General features: G+C 60.9%; 15 protein-coding genes. 9 read left to right on the top strand and 6 right to left on the bottom strand.

The features are described 5' to 3' along the window. Window positions 1-16: 16 nt before the first annotated feature. Window positions 17-802 (bottom strand): transporter substrate-binding domain-containing protein, encoded by a 786-nt coding sequence (locus AC3WKX_RS00750; protein ID WP_003213993.1) that lies wholly within the window; start codon window positions 800-802, stop codon window positions 17-19. Window positions 803-1057: 255 nt separating this feature from the next. Between AC3WKX_RS00750 and AC3WKX_RS00755 the strand changes: the two genes are divergently transcribed. The 6 genes from AC3WKX_RS00755 (at window position 1058) to AC3WKX_RS00780 (ending at window position 8364) form a co-directional block, all read left to right on the top strand. Then, window positions 1058-1753 (top strand): FadR/GntR family transcriptional regulator, encoded by a 696-nt coding sequence (locus AC3WKX_RS00755; RefSeq protein ID WP_008438871.1) that lies wholly within the window; start codon window positions 1058-1060, stop codon window positions 1751-1753. Window positions 1754-1874: 121 nt separating this feature from the next. After that, window positions 1875-2204, top strand: a complete 330-nt coding sequence (gene trxA / locus AC3WKX_RS00760) for a thioredoxin TrxA (protein WP_003213989.1) — start codon at window positions 1875-1877, stop codon at window positions 2202-2204. A gap of 234 nt (window positions 2205-2438) precedes the next feature. After that, the gene (gene rho, locus AC3WKX_RS00765) at window positions 2439-3698 is read left to right on the top strand and encodes a transcription termination factor Rho (RefSeq protein WP_008438874.1); all 1260 of its coding nucleotides are present in this window, start codon (window positions 2439-2441) and stop codon (window positions 3696-3698) included. Window positions 3699-3854: 156 nt separating this feature from the next. Next, window positions 3855-5840 (top strand): acyltransferase family protein, encoded by a 1986-nt coding sequence (locus tag AC3WKX_RS00770; RefSeq protein WP_102604079.1) that lies wholly within the window; start codon window positions 3855-3857, stop codon window positions 5838-5840. Between the two features lie 89 nt (window positions 5841-5929). Continuing rightward, on the top strand, window positions 5930-7396 hold the full coding sequence (gene ubiD / locus AC3WKX_RS00775) for a 4-hydroxy-3-polyprenylbenzoate decarboxylase (protein ID WP_008438879.1): 1467 nt from the start codon (window positions 5930-5932) through the stop codon (window positions 7394-7396). Continuing rightward, window positions 7396-8364, top strand: a complete 969-nt coding sequence (locus AC3WKX_RS00780) for a CDP-6-deoxy-delta-3,4-glucoseen reductase (RefSeq protein ID WP_003213981.1) — start codon at window positions 7396-7398, stop codon at window positions 8362-8364. Before ubiD ends, AC3WKX_RS00780 begins: the two co-directional genes overlap by 1 nt. Before the next feature lie 150 nt (window positions 8365-8514). Here the strand turns inward: AC3WKX_RS00780 and AC3WKX_RS00785 are convergent, their stop codons facing one another. After that, window positions 8515-8991: a hypothetical protein gene (locus AC3WKX_RS00785; RefSeq protein WP_003213979.1), complete on the bottom strand. Its 477-nt coding sequence runs from the start codon at window positions 8989-8991 to the stop codon at window positions 8515-8517. A gap of 329 nt (window positions 8992-9320) precedes the next feature. Between AC3WKX_RS00785 and AC3WKX_RS00790 the strand changes: the two genes are divergently transcribed. Then, the gene (locus tag AC3WKX_RS00790; RefSeq protein ID WP_003213976.1) at window positions 9321-11714 is read left to right on the top strand and encodes a TonB-dependent receptor plug domain-containing protein; all 2394 of its coding nucleotides are present in this window, start codon (window positions 9321-9323) and stop codon (window positions 11712-11714) included. A gap of 40 nt (window positions 11715-11754) precedes the next feature. Continuing rightward, window positions 11755-12408, top strand: a complete 654-nt coding sequence (locus AC3WKX_RS00795; RefSeq protein ID WP_003213974.1) for a gamma-glutamylcyclotransferase — start codon at window positions 11755-11757, stop codon at window positions 12406-12408. On the opposite strand, the gene glpT is transcribed toward AC3WKX_RS00795, so the two are convergent. The 3 genes from glpT to AC3WKX_RS00810 form a co-directional block, all read right to left on the bottom strand. Further along, window positions 12405-13742 (bottom strand): glycerol-3-phosphate transporter, encoded by a 1338-nt coding sequence (gene glpT, locus AC3WKX_RS00800; RefSeq protein WP_003213972.1) that lies wholly within the window; start codon window positions 13740-13742, stop codon window positions 12405-12407. The two genes, AC3WKX_RS00795 and glpT, sit on opposite strands and share 4 nt — an antisense overlap. A 220-nt stretch (window positions 13743-13962) precedes the next feature. Next, entirely contained in the window at window positions 13963-14580 is a 618-nt protein-coding gene (locus AC3WKX_RS00805; RefSeq protein ID WP_102604080.1) for a flagellar basal body-associated protein FliL, read from the bottom strand. A 76-nt stretch (window positions 14581-14656) separates the two neighbouring features. Then, window positions 14657-15634 carry an NADPH:quinone oxidoreductase family protein gene (locus tag AC3WKX_RS00810; protein ID WP_102604081.1) on the bottom strand — a complete coding sequence of 326 codons (978 nt, stop codon included), beginning with the start codon at window positions 15632-15634 and terminating at the stop codon, window positions 14657-14659. Window positions 15635-15783: 149 nt separating this feature from the next. Between AC3WKX_RS00810 and AC3WKX_RS00815 the strand changes: the two genes are divergently transcribed. Beyond that, window positions 15784-16191 (top strand): flagellar basal body-associated protein FliL, encoded by a 408-nt coding sequence (locus AC3WKX_RS00815; RefSeq protein ID WP_003213967.1) that lies wholly within the window; start codon window positions 15784-15786, stop codon window positions 16189-16191. A gap of 118 nt (window positions 16192-16309) precedes the next feature. Here the strand turns inward: AC3WKX_RS00815 and AC3WKX_RS00820 are convergent, their stop codons facing one another. Further along, entirely contained in the window at window positions 16310-17428 is a 1119-nt protein-coding gene (locus tag AC3WKX_RS00820) for an ABC transporter permease (protein WP_003213965.1), read from the bottom strand.

Below are 17428 nucleotides of genomic sequence, written 5' to 3' on the forward strand. Positions count from 1 at the left end.
ACCCTCGTTACCGCGCTCAGAGATCAGCCGGCAGCGGCTCTTTGAGCCACTGCAATGCATTCTTTTCCAGGCTGCCGTCGGCCTTGGCCGCGACCAGGATCTGGTTCACCTTGTCCAGCAGCGCCGGCTCGTTCTTGTTCACGCCCACGTACACCGGCGAGTCCTTGAGCTTCACTTTCAGTGCCGGCACGCGCTTGGGGTTGCGTTCGCTGATGGCCACCATCACCACGTTGCCGCTGGCGATCAGGTCCACCTGGCCGGCGAGGTAGGCGGCGATGGTCGAGTTGTTGTCTTCAAAGCGCTTGATCGTCGCCTCTTTAGGCGCCACGGCGGTCAGCTCGATGTCTTCGATGGCGCCACGGGTCACGCTGATGGTTTTGCCCTTGAGGTCGTCAACGGTGCTGATCGGCGCATCGGGAGGGCCGAATACGGCGAGGTAGAAGGGCGCGTAGGCCTTGGAGAAGTCGATGACCTTCTCGCGCTCGGCGTTCTTGCCCAGGCTGGAAATCACCAGGTCGACCTTGCCGGTGGTGAGGAACGGGATGCGGTTGGTGCTGTTGACCGGGGTCAGTTCAAGCTTGACCTTGAGCTGGTCGGCCAAAAGCTTTGCGGTGTCGATGTCCAGGCCGCGGGGCTTCATGTCCGGGCCGACCGAGCCGAACGGCGGGAAATCCTGAGGCACGGCCACCTTGAGGGTGCCACGGGCGACGATATCGTCCAGACCGTTGGCCTGGGCGGGCGCCTGGCTCAGCATCAGGCTGGCAAACAGGGCAGTGAGCAGGGCGCTGCAACGCTTGGTCATGGCGACTCTCCGAAAAGGACGAAAGGATTTTCCGGTTTTTGCCAGTGCACAGCCCATGCCAGCACCGCCGTATTTCGCGCCAGAGCCGGTGGCTGTTGAGTCTTGGCGGTCTTACTGGTCTGAACAGTTACTGGGTTTTCTGCACCCTTTTCGAGCGCCGTCAAAACCGCGCGAGCCCCTTTGGGGCGTGGCTTGCCGGGCGCTGCGAATAGCTTTACAACTAGCCGCTCAGTTGACTGGAAACCTGAGTTTCTTATGAATTCCATCGCCCAAGCCGTACCGGAAGTGGCGCTACAGGCCATCCGCAAATTGATCGCTGACGAGGGCTTCGGGCCGGGTGATGCGTTGCCCTCCCAGCGCGATCTGGCGCTGCAATTGGGCGTGAGCCGGGCCTCTTTGCGTGAAGCCTTGTCGTCACTCAGTGCCTTGGGCGTGGTAAGTGTGCAGCCGGGCAAAGGCGTGTTCGTGCAAGCAGTCGAAGAGCTGCCGGGGTTGGCCTGGCCGTTTACGGCGCAGGCGACGCCGCTGGATATCTTTCAACTGCGCTACGCGCTGGAAGGTTTTGCGGCGGGGCTGGCGGCGGTGACGCTGACCACCGGGGAGTTGGACATCCTGGAAGATAACGTCGAGGCGATGCGCAAGGAGCTGAAGGCCGGTGATTTCGAGGCAGCCGCCCGGCTGGATTTCGAATTCCACCGGCGCATCCTGCTGGCCAGCGGCAATCAGGCGATGGTGAGCATCCTCAGCGCCAGTGCCGAGGTGTTCCTGGAGAGCCAGAAACTACCGTTCATCCGGCCGGAGCGGGCCATGGAGACCTGGCAGGAGCACCGCAAGGTCCTCCGTGCCCTGGCCCGACGCGCCAGCGGGGCGGCGCAGAAAAGCATGCAGGAACATGTGCGTAACGCGGCGTTGCGTACAGGGATTGCCTTCATCACTCCCGTAACCCCATGAGTTGGGCTATACCCAAACTCATGCGCCATCATAGGAAGAGTCAATCAGCTGCAGCTTCCTGAACGCGGGAAGGGCGGCTATGATGGGCAACGTTTTTTTTGCTTACAACCCGGAGACATCCATGAGCAACGATCTTATCAAGCACGTCACCGACGCGACCTTCGAGGCCGAAGTACTGAAGGCCCAGGGCCCGGTGCTGGTTGACTACTGGGCTGAGTGGTGCGGTCCTTGCAAAATGATCGCTCCGGTCCTGGACGACATTGCCACCACTTACGAAGGCAAGTTGACCATTGCCAAGCTGAACATCGACGACAACCAGGAAACTCCGGCCAAGCACGGCGTGCGTGGTATCCCGACCCTGATGCTGTTCAAGAACGGCAACGTCGAGGCCACCAAGGTCGGCGCGCTGTCGAAGTCCCAGCTGCAAGCTTTCCTCGACGCCAATATCTAAGCGTCCTCAAAAAGCCCCGCAATTTGCGGGGCTTTTTCGTGAAACAGGGCTAGACGCTCTGAAACTCAGGTGGTACATTCGGCCCCGCACTGGTTTCTCCACTGCCCCCTGCAAGCCGTCGCCGACGCTCTCCTTTTCGATTAGTACGCGATCCTGTCGCCTTCTCTGCGGCGCGGCCTCATTAAGCCAAAAGCTTAATTTCCCCCCCTCCATAAATGATTACGTCATTCCTATATGAATCTGACTGAACTCAAGCAAAAGCCGATTACCGAACTGCTCGAATTGGCCGAACAGATGGGCATAGAAAATATGGCCCGTTCGCGCAAGCAGGACGTGATTTTCTCCCTGCTGAAAAAGCACGCGAAAAGCGGCGAGGAAATCTCCGGTGATGGCGTGCTGGAGATTCTCCAGGACGGCTTCGGCTTCCTCCGCTCTGCAGACGCTTCCTATCTCGCCGGCCCAGACGATATCTACGTCTCGCCGAGCCAGATCCGTCGCTTCAACTTGCGCACCGGTGACACCATCGTTGGCAAGATCCGCCCTCCAAAGGAAGGCGAGCGTTATTTCGCTCTGCTCAAGGTCGACACGATCAACTACGATCGTCCCGAGAACGCGAAAAACAAGATTCTCTTCGAGAACCTGACGCCGCTGTTCCCGACCGTGCGCATGAAGATGGAAGCCGGCAACGGTTCCACCGAAGACTTGACCGGTCGTGTCATCGACCTGTGTGCCCCGATCGGCAAAGGCCAGCGCGGCCTGATCGTGGCCCCGCCGAAAGCCGGCAAGACCATCATGCTGCAGAACATCGCAGCGAACATCGCCCGTAATAACCCTGAAGTTCACCTGATCGTGTTGCTGATCGATGAGCGTCCGGAAGAAGTAACCGAAATGCAGCGCACCGTGCGCGGCGAAGTGGTTGCCTCGACGTTCGATGAGCCGCCAACCCGCCACGTGCAGGTTGCCGAAATGGTGATCGAGAAGGCCAAGCGCCTGGTCGAACACAAGAAAGATGTGGTGATCCTGCTCGACTCCATCACCCGTCTGGCCCGTGCCTACAACACCGTGATCCCAAGCTCCGGCAAGGTGCTCACCGGTGGTGTCGATGCCCACGCCCTGGAGAAACCGAAACGTTTCTTCGGCGCTGCGCGGAACATCGAAGAAGGCGGCTCGCTGACCATCATCGCCACCGCACTGGTTGAAACCGGTTCGAAGATGGATGAAGTGATCTACGAAGAGTTTAAAGGTACCGGCAACATGGAACTGCCTTTGGACCGTCGTATCGCCGAGAAGCGGGTGTTCCCGGCCATCAACATCAACCGTTCCGGCACGCGCCGCGAAGAGTTGCTGACCGCCGATGACGAACTGCAGCGCATGTGGATCCTGCGCAAGCTGCTGCACCCGATGGACGAAGTTGCGGCCATCGAGTTCCTGATCGACAAGCTGAAAACCACCAAGACCAACGACGAGTTCTTCCTGTCGATGAAGCGCAAGTAACACGACGCTTCGGTCAAAAAGGATGGCGCCCCATGGGGCGCCATTTTTTTTGTTTCTGGAAAAGGAGGTTTGGCTTTAGTGTGTGTCTGTTTAGAAACAAATTCGCGTGTGTGACTACACTCGCTGTCCATCCGATCAGGCAAATTACAAGATTTTATGACCATTCTCGCTTATCGCAGGGACATTGACGGCCTGCGTGCCATAGCTGTGCTCGCTGTTGTGCTGTTTCATTTTGGTGTACCGGGCTTTACCGGCGGCTTTGTCGGCGTCGACGTGTTTTTCGTGATCTCCGGCTACTTGATCACCTCGATCATCTGGCGCGAGCGTGAGGCCGGCCGTTTCAGTTTTGTCAGCTTCTGGGCCAGGCGAGCGCGGCGTATCCTGCCGGCACTGTTCGTGATGATGCTCGGCGCGCTGGTGGTGGGCTGGTTCCTGCTGGCGCCCAAGGATTACAGCGAGTTGGGGCGCTCGATACATAACCAGGTGGTGTTTATCTCCAACCTGTTTTTCATGCGTCAGGACGGTTACTTTGATGTGGCCTCCGATATCAAACCGTTGCTGCATACCTGGTCATTGTCGGTTGAAGAACAGTTCTACATCCTCTTCCCACTGCTGCTGACACTGCTGTCGAGCCGGCTCAAATATTGGCGCACGGCGCTGTTCGTATTGTTGCTGGTGTCATTCGGCATGAGTACATGGGCGGTGGCCCACGCTCCGGAAAGAGCCTTTTTCCTGCTGCAGATGCGTGCCTGGGAGCTGTTGGCGGGCGCAATGCTGGCGGTAATGCCGGTACGCGAGTACCGCGCCAGCCCGGCGTTGGCGCAGGCCGTCAGCCTTGCCGGCCTCGGCCTGATCCTGCTGGCGGTCTTCGCGTATGACCCGAGCACGCCGTTTCCCGGCGCCGCAGCGCTGTTGCCGGTGGTGGGCGTGGTCTGCCTGATTTGGGCCAACGGCCAGCAAACTACCCTGATGAGCAAGCTGCTGGGTAGCCGCTTGCTGGTGGGGATTGGCCTGATCTCCTACTCCTGGTACCTGTGGCACTGGCCGGTGTACGTGTTTGGCAAGTACGCCAGTGTCGACGGGCTGGGCCCGTGGGAGCTTGGTGCACTGTTTGTGTTGAGCCTGGTGCTGGGTTATGCGTCCTGGCGGTTTGTCGAGGCGCCGTTCCGTGAACGTCGGCTGTTGGCAGGGCGCAAGCAAATCCTGGTGGCGGCGGGTATCGCGCTGCTTGGGGTGGGACTGCTCGGCAAAGGCCTGGTCTTGACGAAGGGCTTGCCTTGGCGCCTGTCGCCCGAGGCGCTGCAATTTGCCCAGGCGCGCGAGTGGAGCCCGGACCTTATGGCCTGCCTGGTGGATGGTGGGAAAAATCGCCACCATGGATTTTGTCATTTCGGGCCTCAGTCCGCGCCGACGCGCGCGCTGGTCTGGGGCGATAGCCATGCCACGGCGCTGGTTCCGGCGTTGCGAGACGGCGCCAGCAAGTACGGTGTCAGCGTCACGCAGGCAGGTTATGCCGGTTGCCTGCCGTTTAATCGCAAGGAAAGCGTTCCGGGCTGCCTGGCCTTTAACCAGCAGGTCACGCAACTGCTCGGCAAGGAAACCTTTAGCGACGTGGTGCTGGTGGCGCGCTGGAGCCTGTATGTCTATGGGCAGCGCGATGGTGATACCGAGGCTTCGTTGCTGGACCCGGCGACCGGAACCTATGACCGCGCCTTCGCCGAGCGGCGCTTCGCTGAAAGTCTCGGCGCCCTTGTGCAGCAATTGCGCGCCAGCGGCCATCGGGTGTGGCTGGTCAAGGAAGTCCCCCTGCAGGAATTCAGTCCGCCTTACCGCCTGAGTCGCCTGGCGATGCTCGGCCGGCCCACCGACAAAGAAGGCATGCCCCTGGATGAGCACCTCCAGCGCCAGGCCTATATCAGTAGCGTATTCGAGCGCATGGCGGCGGCTGATCCCGGGGTAAAGGTCATGGATCCGGCGCCCAAGTTATGCAGTGCGAATGACTGGTGCCGGGTGGAACTGGACGGTCAGTCGCTGTACACCGACGACAATCACCTCTCGGCGGTTGGTTCGCGGTATGTCGAGGCGTTTCTTGAACCCTTGTTCAAAGCCTTGCGCGATGAAACCCAGGCATCGGCTCTTTGAGTCTGTGTCGTCGGCAATGCTGCTCAATAAGCTGCCAGCGACCGTAAGAGCAGGTAGGATGTACGCCTATTTTACGGGTGGCATGGTTAATGAAATTCAAGGATCTTCGGGATTTCGTGCAGCAACTTGAGCAGCGCGGAGAGTTGAAACGTATCCAGGTGCCGATTTCCCCGGTCCTGGAGATGACTGAGATTTGCGACCGCACCTTGCGCAACAAGGGCCCGGCGCTGCTGTTCGAAAACCCGGTGGGCTTTGATATCCCGGTGCTCGGCAACCTGTTCGGCACTCCCGACCGCGTGGCGTTTGGCATGGGCGCCGAGTCGGTCAGCGAACTGCGCGAGATCGGCAAGCTGCTGGCCTTCCTCAAGGAGCCTGAGCCACCCAAGGGGCTCAAGGACGCCTGGTCGAAGCTGCCCATCTTCCGCAAGATCATCGCCATGGCCCCCAAGGTCGTGAAAGACGCGGTTTGCCAGGAAGTGGTGATCGAAGGCGAGGATGTCGACCTCGGCATGCTCCCCGTGCAGACCTGCTGGCCTGGCGACGTCGGCCCGCTGATCACCTGGGGCCTGACCGTCACCAAGGGCCCGAACAAGGACCGCCAGAACCTCGGCATCTACCGTCAGCAAGTGATTGGCCGCAACAAGGTCATCATGCGTTGGCTGAGCCACCGTGGCGGCGCGCTGGATTTCCGTGAGTGGTGCGAAAAGCATCCCGGCCAGCCATTCCCTGTTTCCGTGGCCCTGGGCGCCGACCCGGCGACCATCCTCGGCGCCGTCACGCCAGTGCCCGACAGCCTGTCCGAGTACGCTTTCGCGGGCCTGTTGCGCGGCAATCGCACTGAGCTGGTGAAATGCCGCGGTAACGACCTGCAAGTGCCGGCCACCGCCGAAATCATCCTCGAAGGCGTGATTCACCCCGGCGAGATGGCCGATGAAGGCCCCTACGGCGACCATACCGGCTACTACAACGAAGTCGACAGCTTCCCGGTGTTCACCGTCGAGCGCATTACCCACCGGATCAAGCCGATCTACCACAGCACCTACACCGGCCGTCCGCCGGATGAGCCGGCGATCCTCGGCGTGGCGTTGAACGAAGTGTTTGTGCCGATCCTGCAAAAGCAGTTTCCGGAAATCACTGATTTCTACCTGCCGCCCGAAGGCTGCTCGTATCGCATGGCCATCGTGACGATGAAGAAGTCGTACCCCGGCCACGCCAAGCGGGTAATGCTGGGTGTGTGGTCGTTTTTGCGACAGTTCATGTACACCAAGTTCGTTATTGTCACCGACGACGACATCAACGCCCGGGACTGGAACGACGTGATCTGGGCTATCACCACGCGCATGGACCCCAAGCGCGACACGGTGATGATCGACAACACACCGATCGACTACCTCGACTTTGCTTCCCCGGTATCGGGCCTCGGCTCGAAAATGGGCCTGGACGCCACCCATAAATGGCCGGGTGAAACCACCCGCGAATGGGGCCGCGTGATCGTCAAGGACGAAGCGGTCACTGCCCGTGTCGATGCGCTCTGGAAAGAATTAGGAATAGATTGATGCGTGTAACCCTGCAGCCTTCCGGTGCGGTACTTGAACTGACGCCCGGCGAGCGGATCCTCGAGGGCGCGCGCCGCCTGGGCTACGATTGCCCCCAGGCCTGCCGCAATGGCGTGTGCCACGTGTGCGCGGCGCTGCTGGTGGAAGGCCGGGTGCAGCAAGCCGGTGAGGTGCGTGACCATGGCGAGTTCTATACCTGCATTGCCGAACCGCTGGAAGATTGCATTGTGTTGTGGGATGGCGTGCTGGCGCCGGGAGAATTGCCGGTGCGCAAACTGTCTTGCCAACTGAGTGAATGCGTCGAGGTGGGCGGTGACGTATGGCGCGTACGCCTGCGGGCACCAGCCGGCAAGGCGGTGCGCTACCACGCCGGGCAATACCTGATGATCGAGCGGGAAAACGGCGAGAAGTCGGCGTTCTCCCTGGCCTCGGCGCCCCACGCCGGGCGCGAGCTGGAATTGCACGTGCTGGCCCGGGAAGACAGCGCCCGCAGCCTGCTGGAGCAGTTGCAGCGCAACCAGATGGCCCGCATCGAAATGCCGTTTGGCGACACCCACCTGGCGGAACTGCCCGACGGGCCGCTGGTGCTGATCGCCGCCGGCACCGGCATGGCCCAGATGCATAGCCTGATCGAACACTGTCGCGCCAGTGGCTTCAAGCACCCGGTGCATCTGTATTGGGGTGTACGTCGACCGGAAGACTTCTACGACATCGAGCACTGGGACCAGTGGCTGCAACTGCCCAACCTGTTCCTGCACAAAGTGGTCAGCGACCTGTGTGGCTGGGAAGGGCGCTGCGGGCTGTTGCATGAAGCGGTGTGCGAAGACATCAGCGACCTCAAGGCCGTGCATGTCTACGCCAGCGGTTCACCGGCGATGATCTACGGCACCCTGGATGCGCTTGTCGAGGCCGGCATGGATGCACACCAGATGCGTGCTGACGTATTTGCCTACGCACCCCGCCCGTAACGTGTGGCGAGGGAGCTTGCTCCCGCTGGGCTGCGCAGCAGCCCCAAGACAGTCGCTGTGTTCTATCTGTAAGACCGCAGAACTTCAGGGGCCGCTTCGCGACCCAGCGGGAGCAAGCTCCCTCGCCACAGAAGCCCTTCAGTGGCTTGATCAGAAACGAACGCCCGTGGTCACCATCGCCGCATTGAACCCGAGCAACACCAGCTCGGCGGCGACCGGCCCGTAGTGGGTGCCCACCGAGGGGATGATCACCGGCGCTACCCCCAGTCCATTCAGCGGAATCTTGTCGCGGTACTTGCCGCGATAGCCCTGGATCACACCCCCTGTCAGCTTCAAGTACACCGGGTAATCGGGCATGTCATAGCGTTTGCCGGCATAGGCGTAGTACGAACGCTGGCTGAACGAGTTGCGAAACGTCGCCCCGCCATACACCAGGCCTGACGCTTCATTGCGCTCCAGGCCGATCAGGTCCTGGTTGTTGTTGTGGTCCTTGTCCGGCGCAAAATGCCGGGTGTAGACGCTCGTCTGGGCATACCAGAAGCCTTTTTCGTCCTGGGTCGGCACTTCCGCCGCCAGGGCGGTGGTGGCCTGTGCCAGGAACAACAGGCTGGGCAGTCGGTATTTCATGGAGTGACCTCGGTAGTCGATTCGGTTGGCGGCCAGGTGGGTCGTGACAGGCGCCTATTTTGAAGGCTCAGCGTGCCCCCAGGCTGAACCTGCGCTGAAACTACAGGGATTGAGGCAGCCAATCCTGATGAGCGGAGCGACCTGGGCTTATGCATTCGCTTATTCTTTAAAGGTATTTAATTTGTTACATAAATATCATTAAGCTATATGCCAACGGACTACCGACTTTCTGCCAATAACCAATAAATGACCGCCACCGTCCGCCACACGGATCGATCGTACGAGCTCAGAGCATTGACGTTCTGGCTTTTGATTCCAAGGGGAGCGGTATGGGGAGCAACAAGCAGCACCTGCTGTACACGGCGATTTTGTCGGCTAATTTGCTGACCGCTGTGGGATTCAGTCCAGTGGCATCCGCCGAAACGGCCACTGCCGATGTACCCAAACTCGATACAGTCATTGTTACCGGCACCCGCGCCCAAGAGCGCACCGCCAGTGCCTCGTTGTCACCTATCGATGTGATTTCCGGCGACACCTTGCGCAGCACCGGCTCTGATGAGTTGGGCGCGGTGTTGGCCCGATTGATTCCTTCCATCAACTTTCCACGCCCGAGCCTGGTAGACGGTGCCGAACTGGTGCGCCCGGCGCAGCTGCGTGGCCTGTCACCGGACCAGGTGTTGGTGCTGGTCAACGGCAAGCGCCGCCACACCAGTGCCTTCGTCAATCTCGGCGGTGCGGTTGGGCGTGGCTCGGCGCCGGCGGATTTGAATGCGATCCCGTTGTCGGCGGTCGACCATATCGAGGTGCTGCGTGACGGCGCATCGGCCCGCTACGGCTCCGATGCGATTGCCGGGGTGATCAACGTGATCCTCAAGCATGACGACCACGGCGGCTCGATCACCAGCAAGTTTGGTGAGTACAAGAAGGGCGACGGTATCCAGCGCAACCTCAGCGGCAACACCGGTGTGGCGCTGGGCGACAACGGGTTTATCAACATCTCTGCCGAAGGCGCCGACAACGATTACACCAACCGCGCCGGCAAGGACCTGCGTCCGGGCAGCGTTGGTTCGACGACCTACGGCCAGCGGGTGTTCCGCCAGGGCGAGCCGGCCACTGACCAGGGCAAGCTGTTTCTCAACTCGGAATATTCCTTCAGCGATGCGGCCGAGTTCTATGCGTTTGGCGGCTACAGCAAGACCCGCGGCGAGACGGCGGCGTTCTACCGGGCCAGCAACGCGAGCAACAACATTCCTGCGCTCAACCCCAATGGTTACCTGCCGTTGATTCGCGGTGACGTGGAAGACACGTCCCTGGCGGTCGGCCTGCGCGGCTTGTTGGCCTATGACTGGCACTACGATGTGTCGGTCAACTACGGCAAGAACCAGTACCAGATCGGTACCGAAACCATCAACACCTCGCTGGGCCTGGCCACGCCGCGCAAGTTCGACAACGGCACGTTGGTCAATGACCAGAAGCAACTCAGCCTGGACCTGTCGCGGGAATTCAGCCTGGGCTGGTTGCCGTATCCGGTGTCGGTGGCGTTTGGCGGCGAATACCTGGACCAGGGTTACCAGATCAAGGCGGGCGACCCGGCGTCCTACTACCAGACCGGCAGCTCGGGCCTGGGCGGCTTCCGTGATTCCGACGCCGGCACCAGCACGCGCCACAACTGGGCGCAGTACCTGGACCTGGAAACCAACTTCACCGAAAAACTCAGTGCCTCCGCCGCCGTGCGCCACGAGGACTACAGTGATTTTGGCTCCAACGTCAGCGGCTCGCTCTCGGCGCGCTACGACTTCACCCCGCAAGTGGCCTTGCGCGGCAGTGTTTCCAACGGTTTCCGTGCGCCGTCCCTGGCCCAGCAGAACTTCGCCTACACCTCGTCGCAACTGATCGGCAACACCATCCAGGAAGCCGGCACCTTCCCGGCCAACAGCCAGGTGGCGCGCCTGCTCGGCGCTGAAGACCTGAAAGCCGAGAAGTCCCGCAACTACAGTCTCGGCCTGGTGCTGGAGCCGACCGACAACCTGACCGTGACCGCCGATGTCTACCGTATCGACATCAGCGACCGCATCAGCCTGTCCTCCAACCTGGACCTGAGCAAGAACCCGGCTGCGCTCGCGTATCTGCAGGCCAATGGCGTCGGCAACATCAACTACACCACCGTGCGCTACTTCACCAACGCCACCGACACGACCACCAATGGCGTCGACCTGGTGGCCAACTATCGCTACCAACTGGACAACGGTGTGCGCTGGAACAGCACCGTGGGCTACAACTACAACCACACCAAGGTCACCGACGTAAAAGCCAACCCGTCCGTACTGGATAGCCTGGGCGCGAGCCTGGTTCGAGTGGACCGTCGCGAGCGCATCGGCCTGCTGGGCGATACCACGCCACAGCACAAGCTGAGCCTGGGCAACGACCTGAGTTTCGGCAACTGGGCGCTGCACAGTAATTTGGTGCGCTATGGTTCATTCACCAGCTACCAGGCCGACCCGACCAACGACCAGCGCTTCAAGGCCGCCTGGCTGTTGGATCTGTCAGCCGACTACAAGCTGAAAAACTGGACCTTCACCGTTGGCGGCGACAACGTCACCGACAAATACCCGGAAAAACTCAATGCCTACGCCAGCAGTGGTGGCAATTTGGCCTATAGCACTTTTTCGCCGTACGGTTACAGCGGCGCGTTCTATTACGGTAAAGTTGCTTACAACTGGTAACAGCTTCTCGTAACAACAAAGGAGACCTAAGCGATCTGCCATGACCGCCATTGAATCTGATCTTTTGCAATTGGCTTACCCTCCGCGGCTCGATCTGGGGCCGCAACTCACTCACGAACAGTTGATGAGCTCGATGCAAGCCACCATGGCGCTGCACAAGGGTGGGCCGGTCTGGCTATTCGCTTACGGTTCGCTGATCTGGCGGCCTGAATGTTCGTCGACACAGCGGATGCGGGCGCGGGTCCACGGTTATCACCGGGGCTTGTACCTGTGGTCTCATGAGCACCGGGGCACGCCGGAAATACCGGGGTTGGTGTTTGGCCTGGATCGCGGCGGCTCGTGCAGCGGGTTTGCCTACCGCTTGCCGGAAGATCAACTGGAGGCCTCGCTCTATGCCCTGTGGCAGCGCGAGATGCCGTACCCCTCGTACCGGCCGCACTGGCTCAGCTGTCGTCTGGAAGATGGCAGCCAGGTGCAGGCATTGGGATTTGTCCTGGAGCGGCACCTGCCCAGTTATGCTGGCAATTTGCCCGACATCGTGCTGAATCACGTGTTGCAAAGCGCTTGCGGGCGTTACGGCACTACGCGCGATTATGTCGAGCAGACCGTCAACGCCCTGCGTAGCCACGCCATGCCAGACAAGAATCTGGAGGCGCGGCTCAAGCGGTGTTCCAAAGGCTGTTCCGACGATTAACGTGCGGCACTGACGCTATTGGTGTGCCACAAGGTGGGGATCAGGAACGCGATGGCCAGCAGGCACGCGCCGATCAGCAATACGAAACCACCGTCCCAGCCGAAATGGTCAACGGTGTAGCCCATGGCCGCACTCGCTGCCACTGAACCACCCAGGTAACCGAACAAGCCCGTAAAGCCCGCTGCGGTACCGGCGGCTTTTTTCGGTGCCAGTTCCAGCGCCTGCAGGCCGATCAGCATCACCGGGCCGTAGATCAGGAAGCCGATGGAGAACAGCGCGATCATGTCGATCATCGGGTTGCCCGGCGGGTTGAGCCAGTAAACCAGGGTCGCCACGGTGACCAGGCCCATGAACACAATGCCGGTCAGGCCACGGTTGCCACGGAAGATCTTGTCTGACATCCAGCCGCACAGCAGCGTGCCCGGAATGCCCGCCCACTCGTAGAAGAAGTACGCCCACGAGGTTTTATCCACGTCGAAGTGCTTGGCTTCCTTGAGGTACGTCGGTGCCCAGTCCAGCACGCCGTAGCGCAGCAGGTAGACGAAGACGTTGGCGAAGGCGATGTACCAGAGCATTTTGTTGCGCAGCACGTACTTGACGAAGATTTCCTTGGCGCTGAATTCGTCCTCGTGGCTGGCGTCGTAGCCTTCCGGGTAATCGTTCTTGTATTGCTCGATGGGCGGCAGGCCCACCGATTGCGGGGTGTCGCGCATGGTGATGAAGGCAAATGCCGCCACCAGCAGGGCCACGGTAGCCGGGACGTAGAACGCCGCGTGCCAGTCGTTGAACCAGGCCATGCCCAGCAGGAACAGCGGGCCGATCAAGCCGCCGCCGACGTTATGCGCCACGTTCCATACGGAAACCACACCGCCACGTTCTTTCTGCGACCACCAGTGCACCATGGTCCGCCCACTTGGCGGCCAGCCCATGCCCTGGGCCCAACCGTTGATGAACAGCAGAATGAACATCATGGTCACGCTGGAGGTAGCCCAAGGTGCGAAACCGAAAATGAACATCACCCCGGCGGACACCAACAGGCCGAAAGGCAGGAAGTAGCGCGGGTTGGAGCGATCGGACACCAGGCCCATGAGGAACTTGGACAGGCCGTAGGCAATTGCGATCGCCGACATTGCCAGGCCCAGCTGGCCACGGGTGTAACCCTCGTCGATCAGGTACGGCATGGCCAGGGAGAAGTTCTTGCGCAGCAGGTAGTACCCGGCGTAACCGAAGAAAATACCGGCGAAGATCTGCCAGCGCAGGCGTCGGTACGTGCTGTCTATTTTTTCTTCAGGCAGGGGCGCCTGATGTGCGGCAGGACGGAAGAAAGCAAACATTCAAGAGCTCCAGATTTCTTGTTTTGACTGCGGATGCGAATGTTACAGTTTCGTTACCGAAAATAGCACCGCCTCTTATCTGCGGGCATAGGAATTTAGTGCAATTGCATGTTCTTTTACGAACATGTCGCTTAGAGGCAAGTGAGGGACGTTTTCAGGAGGGGATGCCAAGAAGCTGTGGTGAGGGAGCAAGCTCCCTCACCACAGGCAGTGATTCGGTTCAGTTGCCGTTGGCGGCTGCGATATCACCTGGAAGCAGGTGTTCCTGGATCTTCTGGCTGCGGGATTCCACCAGTTGACCCTGGTCGTCGAAGCGCAACACGATCAGCCAGTCATACACATTTTCCGGCCATTTCTTCATCCCGGTCAGCGCCGCGCCGTCACCGCCGAAGGCCTCGATCAACTTGTCGATATGCCCGTGATGCCAGGCGATCAACACGGTCTGCGCCTGGCTGGACTTGCGCAGGGACTTCACCAGCTTGCCGACTTGATCGTCTGAGTAGGGTGTTTCAAGCGGGAGCTGCAGGCGCTGGGCCAGGGGTGTCAGGGTCAGGCGCGGGCGGGAGCTTTCCTTGCTGTCGCTGGTGGCGATCAGCCGCTGGGGCACCACGGAGATGCCGTTCAACAGCAGCGGGTCGAAATAGCTGGCGTAGGCCGCCGCCCGCTGTTCGCCCTTGGGGCTCAGCAACGGACCTTCATCGGGTTTTTCCGCATGGCGCACGATCAGCACCGTCACGTTGTTCAGCCCGCGTACATCCTTGCCCTCTTTATGGGCAAAGGCGTGAGCCGACACCATCATCAACAACCCCAGAAACAGCGCGCGCAGCGGTGTGACCATTATTCATTCCTGCCAGTGAGTGAGTGCCTCGGCCGATCATGGGCCCAGGCACTCCGCGGACAAAATGAAACAATAGTCAGCGTAGCTGCACCACGACCTTGCCCACAGCCTTGCGCTGGCCGAGGTCGTTGATCGCCTGCGCCGCCTGCTCCAGCGGGTACACCTGGGACACCAGCGGCTTCAACTTGCCCTCGGCGAACCAGCCGAACAGTTGCTGGAAGTTGGCGGCATTGTCCTGCGGCTGGCGCTGGGCGAACGACCCCCAGAACACCCCGACCACCGCCGCGCCCTTGAGCAGCGCCAGGTTCACCGGCAACTCAGGAATGCGCCCGCTGGCAAAGCCCACCACCAGCAGCCGGCCATTCCAGGCGATGCCGCGAATGGCCTGGTCAAACAGGTCGCCGCCCACCGGGTCGTAGATCACATCCACGCCGTTGCCGCCGGTAAGGCGTTTGATCTCGTCCTTGAGGCTGGCTTCGCTGTAGTTGATCAACTCATCGGCACCGGCAGCCTTGGCCACCGCCAGCTTGTCGGCGCTGCTGGCCGCGGCGATCACTCGGGCGCCCATGGCCTTGCCGATTTCCACCGCAGCCAGGCCGACGCCGCCGGAGGCACCGAGCACCAGCAGGGTTTCCCCGGGTTGCAGGTTGGCCCGTTGCCTCAGGGCGTGCATCGACGTGCCGTAGGTCATGCTGAAGGCGGCGGCGGTGTTGAAGTCCATGCTCGGCGGGATCGGCAGCACGTTGTAGGCCGGCACCGCGACCTGCTCGGCGAAGCTGCCCCAGCCGGTCAGGGCCATCACCCGGTCACCGACCTTCAGGTGGCTGACGTTCTCACCGACTTGGCTGATCACGCCTGCCGCTTCACCGCCCGGCGAAAACGGGAAGGGCGGCTTGAACTGGTACTTGCCTTCGATGATCAGGGTGTCCGGGAAATTGACCCCGGCCGCATGCACGTCCAACAGGATTTCGTTCTTCTTGATCGCCGGGCTTTCGACGTCTTCCAGCACCAGGGTTTCGGCGGGGCCGAAGGCTTTGCACAGCACAGCTTTCATCGGACTATTCCTTTTGGCGTGTTGGCCGATAAGTGTAGGTGGGCAGGGCGACGGGTCAACGAGCATGCCCCGGCCTGATAAGTCGCCATAAGCTTGTGCTCAGGGCTGCTAGCGTTATGCTACTGGGCAACCGAATTGAGGAATGAACTGTGAAAGCGTGGATCCTGTTGATGCTGGCCCTGACACTGCCGACGGCAGCCCTGGCCGAAGAAGCCAAAGAAGGCGAAGCGCCGAAGGTCAGCTATATCAGCCTGAGCCCGCCGTTTGTCGGTAACTACGGCCTGGATGGCACCGCGAAGCTGCGGGTGTTCAAGGCGGATATCGCCCTGCGGGTCACCGGTCCCGAGGCAGCCGCTGCCGTGAAAGCCAACGACGCGCTGATTCGCAACCAGTTGGTGGCGCTGTTTACCCAGCAGACCAACGACACCATGAGCAGCGTTGATGGGAAGGAAAAACTGCGCCAGGAAGCCCTGAAGCAGACCCAGCAAGTGATGAACGACGAAACCGGCAAGCCGCAGGTTGAGGATCTGTTGTTCAACAACCTGATCATCCAGTAAGCCGGTCGCTTCGCGCCCTTCGCGAGCAAGCCCGCTCCCACATTTAACCGCATTCTCATGTTAGAACTCGGTCAAGTGTGGGAGCGGGCTTGCTCGCGAAGAGGTCCTGACAGGCACCTCAGGAAGCCAGGCTCTTCCTGAACCGCGCCAACGCCACCGCAAAGAACAGCAACCCAATCCCCGCCAGCGCCAGCAAGTCCGGCCACACCACATTCACACCCGCATCCCGGAACAGAATCGCCGCACTCAGGCTCACAAAGTGCGTCGACGGCGAGCCCTGCATCACCCATTGCAACCACTGCGGCATGCTGTCCAGCGGCGTGCTGCCGCCGGACAACAGCAGCATCGGGATAATCACCGGGATCGCCAGCAGGCCAAACTGCGGCGTCGAGCGGGCGAGGGTGGCGAGGAAGATGCCGAGGGCAGTACTGGCAAACAGGTACAGCGCCGTCACCAGCAAAAACAAAGTCAGCGACCCGGCCAGCGGCACGCCGAGCAAGCCTTTCACCACCACTTCCAGCGACAGCCAGGTGCACAGCACCACCACCAGCATGTTGCTCCAGATTTTCGCCAGCATGATTTCCAGCGCAGTCAGCGGCAGCACCAGCAAATGGTCGAGGGTGCCGTGTTCGCGCTCACGCAGCAGCGCGGTGCCGGTCAGCACGATGGCGAGGATGGTGATGTTGTTGACGATCTGGATCACCGCCAGAAACCAGCCGCCTTCCAGGTTGGTATTGAACAGCGCCCGGGTGGTCAGCAGCGCCGGCGCCTTTTGGGCGGCATCGGCCTGGTTGCCATAGGTCAGCAATTCCCGCTGGAAAATCCGTCCGATATACCCGGCACCCATGAATGCCTGGCTCATGGCCGTGGCATCGACGTTGACCTGCACCCCCGGCTGGCGCCCGGCCAACAGGTCGGCCTGGAAATTCGCCGGTACGTTGATCACGAAGGTGTACTGGCCGCTGTCCATCACCTTGTCCAGTTGGTCGTACGGCAACGGCACCGCCGCCTGGAATTCCGGCGGTTGCAGCGCTTCGGCCAGTTGCCGGGAAAGCGCGCTGTGGTCTTCATCCACAAAGGCCACGCTGGCGTTGTGCACGCCGATCACCGAGCCGGCGGCGGGCATATAGATGGCGACGGTAAAGGCGTAGAACAGGAACAGCAGCAACACGCTGTCGTGGCGCAGGCTGGTCAGTTCCTTGATGCCGAGGCGCAGGATATGGGCGAACTTGTGCAT

Source organism: Pseudomonas sp. GP01-A4 (assembly GCF_058780865.1).